This is a genomic window from Ligilactobacillus equi DSM 15833 = JCM 10991 (assembly GCF_001435735.1).
GTDB classification, from domain to species: domain Bacteria; phylum Bacillota; class Bacilli; order Lactobacillales; family Lactobacillaceae; genus Ligilactobacillus; species Ligilactobacillus equi.
On record NZ_AZFH01000005.1, the window covers coordinates 1 to 4,467 of the forward strand.

Annotated in this window: 6 protein-coding genes; 3 read left to right on the top strand and 3 right to left on the bottom strand. The window is 35.9% G+C overall.

Annotation, left to right across the window (positions count from 1 at the left end):
• Together FC36_RS01220 and FC36_RS01225 are read left to right on the top strand one after the other, a co-directional pair.
• Positions 1–575 (top strand): helix-turn-helix domain-containing protein (locus FC36_RS01220; protein WP_056986665.1); only part of this gene is annotated, 575 nt, incomplete at its 5' end.
• 5 nt (positions 576–580) lie between these two features.
• Complete coding sequence (locus FC36_RS01225; protein ID WP_235805788.1) at positions 581–1,450, top strand: IS3 family transposase; 870 nt, start codon at positions 581–583, stop codon at positions 1,448–1,450.
• A 75-nt stretch (positions 1,451–1,525) separates the two neighbouring features.
• Here the strand turns inward: FC36_RS01225 and FC36_RS01230 are convergent, their stop codons facing one another.
• The 3 genes from FC36_RS01230 to FC36_RS01240 form a co-directional block, all read right to left on the bottom strand.
• Positions 1,526–2,527, bottom strand: coding sequence for a DUF916 domain-containing protein (locus FC36_RS01230; protein WP_025021559.1), 1,002 nt, complete (start codon positions 2,525–2,527; stop codon positions 1,526–1,528).
• Entirely contained in the window at positions 2,527–3,114 is a 588-nt protein-coding gene (locus FC36_RS01235) for a WxL domain-containing protein (protein WP_025021558.1), read from the bottom strand. Before FC36_RS01235 ends, FC36_RS01230 begins: the two co-directional genes overlap by 1 nt.
• 120 nt (positions 3,115–3,234) lie before the next feature.
• Entirely contained in the window at positions 3,235–4,110 is an 876-nt protein-coding gene (locus tag FC36_RS01240; RefSeq protein ID WP_056986666.1) for an NAD(P)-dependent oxidoreductase, read from the bottom strand.
• 171 nt (positions 4,111–4,281) lie between these two features.
• On the opposite strand from FC36_RS01240, the gene FC36_RS01245 reads away from it, so the two are divergent.
• The coding region (locus tag FC36_RS01245) for a helix-turn-helix domain-containing protein (RefSeq protein ID WP_191978602.1) at positions 4,282–4,467 on the top strand (186 nt) is incomplete at its 3' end.

The following is a 4,467-nucleotide window of genomic DNA, read 5'->3' on the forward strand; positions in this document are numbered from 1 at the left end:
TATACAAATATCAAGGAATTGAAGGACTTAAAAGTAAACGTACTAACCAAAGTTATTCTCTTAGCTTTAAAATTTCTTTAGTTACAGCATTTATGGAATCAGGAGATTCTTTAATGAACTTCGCAATAAAAAATGGATTAAAATCCCATAGACAACTATATAACTGGATAAAGCGGTATAATGAAGGTACCTTAAAGGCTTATCAGCCTAGAAAGAGAGACCTAAATTTGACTAAAAAAAGAAATTCAACCAGAAAAACTACCTTTGAAGAACGCCTAGAAATCATTGAATTCTTGATTAAACATGATATTAATTACCATAGAACAGCCGAAAAATATGATGTGAGTTATGCACAAGTATATAGCTGGTATAAAAAATATACTAAGAGTAATAATGATCCAGAATCACTTCGTGATAACCGTGGTAAAAGAAAATCTATGGCAACAATGAATGATCTTGAACGCTTACAAGTTGAAAATCGACTACTTAAAGCACAATTAGAACAACAAAAAATGGAGATTGCCTTCGCAAAAAAATTAGTAGAAATACGCAATCGAGGGGTGAAAAAGAATTAAAGTACATAGCGATTAAAGAATTACATCAAGAATATCACTGGTCGATTAGTAAGCTTAGTAAGATTGCCAAAGTGACAAGAGATGCGTATTATAAATGGTTTAAACGATGTAATAGTACGTATCGAAAGCAACAAGACCAACTCTACTCTGCCATTTTAGAATTGGAGAAAGAACATAATTTTACTTTAGGTTATTTAGGTATGACCACTCAGTTGAAAGCAGAAGGAAAATTAGATTTTACGGTTGGTTTAAAACGTGTAAGATCTTGTATGCGTAATAATAATATTCGTGTAAATATCAGAAAGAAAAAGAGAAACCGAATTAAATTAAAGCATGAATATATTAGTGAAAACCTATTATCTGGGCATTTTGATCGTGCAAGCAAGAATGAAGTTTGGGCGACCGATACAACTGAAGTTGTATATTTTGAAGATAACAAACCACAAAAAGTACGATTACATGCGGTATTAGATTTATACGGACGTTACGTGATTAGCTATAACCTTTCAAAAACGGAAACTACATCAGCAGTAATTGATACATTTAAGAAAGCGTTCTCTAAAGAGCCAGGAGTAAGACCTATGGTTCATACAGATCGAGGTGCTGCATACTGTTCACTTGCCTTTAATCACTATTTAGAAAAGATGAACTACGTCCATAGCATGTCTCATCCTGGACATCCATGGGAAAATTCTCCTATGGAGAGATGGTGGAATGATTTTAAACTACTTTGGCTGGAACGACACCCACAGCCACAATCATTTGAAGAATTAAAGAGACTGATTGACGAAGGTGTAAAATATTTCAATACAAAGAGAGCTTATGCATCAAAAAACGGTCTGACTGCGGAAAAATTCCGCAATCAGACCGCATAGTCTATTTTATATATTTAAACTGTATACTTGACAGGACATAGTGCCTTATCAAGGTTTATCCTTTTTTATTTATTATTATTTTTTCATTAATCTAACAATAACTCCAGCTAATCCCACAATAATTACCAATAAGATTATTACGATGGTAATCATCATTGGACTATGAGTTTGGACGCTTGTTTGACCGCTCTTTTGCGCGTAAGTCTTTGTATCTTGATTTTTAACATGCACAACATAGGTATGGCGGAAACTTTGATCCGGATTTTTTGAAGTAACATTCACATCAACCTTATAAGTTCCTGGTTTGTATACTTTGGCTGGCCAAGCAAGTTGGTACTTAAAATCACTGGCAGCTGCGATTGGGCTTTTAGCCGTTATCGCATGGCCGATTTTTTTACCTGACATCTTCTTAACAGTGTAATCGACTTGTAAATCCCCAGCCATTTGCGGAACTTTATTTATTAAATGTAAGTTCAAAAATGGACTGCTAGCGCTTGAAGAGACCGTCATTTCTTTAACTTGCAAGTTGGCTTGCTGCTTGGAAAAGTTAGCAACCACCGCTATCATTTTAGCGAGCTGCGTATTAATTTGAACCTCTTTTTTATTTTTAGCCGGCATCTTTTGAGAAGTAGCTTTTTCTAAAAAGTTCAAGCCTCCGACAATTTGCCCCTTAGAAACATCTTTGGGTGCCTCAAAAGTATAAGTCACCATCTTAGTTTCGTTTGGCTTTAAAGTAATTTCTTTAGGCCCATGCAAATACTTGCTAGCTAAGCGTTTTGAATCAGTTAATTTTGAATTTTCAAGTTGATCTTGCTTTACGTACGCTACTCCACCACTTGGATTACCTAAGGCGTTTAAGAAATCAACATTTAGCGTAATCTCGTGGTCGGAAACATTACTAACTTTAACCGTCAAATCTTGTTTTTGACCTGGTTTAGCTGCAAAATCAAAATAACCTTTAGAAGTATCGGTCGTTTGTGGATCAGCGGTAAAATTCATTGAAGCCGCTTGAATGGGCGCATTTACTCCAAAGAAAAATCCCCCTACCAAGCCTAAAAACAACAGGATTCTTTTCATTATTCTTGTCCTGTTGGAGCTGCGTTAAGCGTAACGGTTACTGTAGTGCTGTATGAACCAGCATAGGCATTAGCTGGAATATCAGTAATTTGAAGTGAACCAAGATCAACGGTATATGATCCTTTACCCTCAGAAACGCTTGATTTCCCAGCAGTCAAAATTTGAGTTGGATTAGTTGTAAGTGTTTGTGCTCCTGAAACTAAAGTAGGAGTTGCATCTGAAGTAGTATCCTTCTTAGCAACTGATCCTGGAGTTAAGACAACATTTCCATGAGTTCCAGATAATGCAGTTGCACTGGCAGTTAAAGAATAACCTGCCCCTGTTCCTCTTGCATCAACAATTTCAACTGAACCTAAAGATTGTGCATCCGTTGAAATTTGTGAACCATTTAAGGTTTGACTTAATGAAATTGGAGATAAGCTTCCATTTAAAGTTAAGCTGCCTCCTTTAATATCAGCTGTTGCAGTCGTTGAAGCTGATCCGCCACCTGTTGTTCCAGTTGTTTCGGCAAATACTGGTGCACTAAACAATGAACCAGCCATCAAAGCACTTGCGGTTAATAAACTAAACTTCTTCGTATTTTTCATAATTATTCCCTCCACATCTTTATTACACCTTGACTATACAACATGAAGAAAGTATTTTCAATAATTTTATTCTCTTTTTGTGCAAGAAAAAAGTCTATCCCCATTGATTGGAATAGACTTTTATGCAACATTATTTTTTTCGTACCAATGAAGTAAACTTTGTGTGCCTTCATCCCCATAACCCATCGCTTCAACTTGGCGACATTGTTTTAGGAATTGATCAAGGATTTCTAACTTGAAATCACGACTCTTAATTTCATCTTCCGCAATTCCTAAATCTTTAATGAAATGTTTCATATAAAAGGTTGCATTAAAATCTCCTGCAATCATTTTAGGCATGAAGGCATCCATTTGAGCGGATCCAGCGGCCCCAGAACGAATGGTTTCGTATGTTTTTTGTGGATCTAAGCCCATCTTTTTAGCGTAAGTTAATGATTCACAGACACCCGCTAAAGATCCAGCTAATGCGATTTGGTTAGCCATTTTGGTGTGTTGACCAAAGCCAGCTGGACCTTGCAATCGGATATTTTCTCCCATCGCTTCAAGAATAGGTAAGGCTTTATTGAATGTTTCTTCTTTGCCCCCGACCATAATCGCTAAAGTTCCGTTATCAGCTCCGGCTTGACCACCTGAAACAGGTGCATCTAACGCAAACATTTGTTTTTGTGCCGCTACTTGGGCGATTTTTTGGGCTAATTTAGGACTTGTCGTCGTCATATCAATGAGTGTTGTCCCTTCCTTAGCTCCGGCAAATATTCCTTTTTTTCCAAAGTAAACTTCTTCAACGTCTTTAGGATAGCCGACAATTGTAATCACGAAATCGACATCTTTGCTACATTCTAAAGCATTTTCTTTCCAAGTTGCACCTTCTTGAATCAAAGCTTCAGCCTTTTGTTTTGTACGGTTCCAGACTTGAACTTCAAACCCTGCTTTCATTAAATTTCTAACCATCCCTCGGCCCATCAATCCCGTTCCGATAAAACCAATTTTCGTCATTTGCTTACCTACTTTCAACACTAATTTTTCTATGTCTTATTTTATCATGTTTTAGCGTTTTTCTTTTGGGTTTTGATTGTAAAAAATATCCCCAACTTCCAGGGCTATAATACCTTCTAAGTATACAGATGAAATATACAAAATCATCTAAATACTTGGAGGGTATTTTTTATGGGAAGAAAACCAAAATTTAATTCAGCACAAAAACTATCTATTTTAAAAGAGGCTAAAGAAAAAGGTATATATGAAATTTCTAAAAAGTATTCAATTGATAAAAAAACCATCCAACAATGGTGTCTATTATACAAATATCAAGGAATTGAAGGACTTAAAAGTAAGCGTACTAACCAAAGTTAT

What these genes read in the sequence shown, in the direction of transcription:
- FC36_RS01230 (WP_025021559.1), bottom strand. Translation starts at nt 2,527, where the DNA reads ATGAAAAGAATCCTGTTGTTTTTAGGCTTGGTAGGGGGATTTTTCTTT.
- FC36_RS01235 (WP_025021558.1), bottom strand. Translation starts at nt 3,114, where the DNA reads ATGAAAAATACGAAGAAGTTTAGTTTATTAACCGCAAGTGCTTTGATG.
- FC36_RS01240 (WP_056986666.1), bottom strand. Translation starts at nt 4,110, where the DNA reads ATGACGAAAATTGGTTTTATCGGAACGGGATTGATGGGCCGAGGGATG.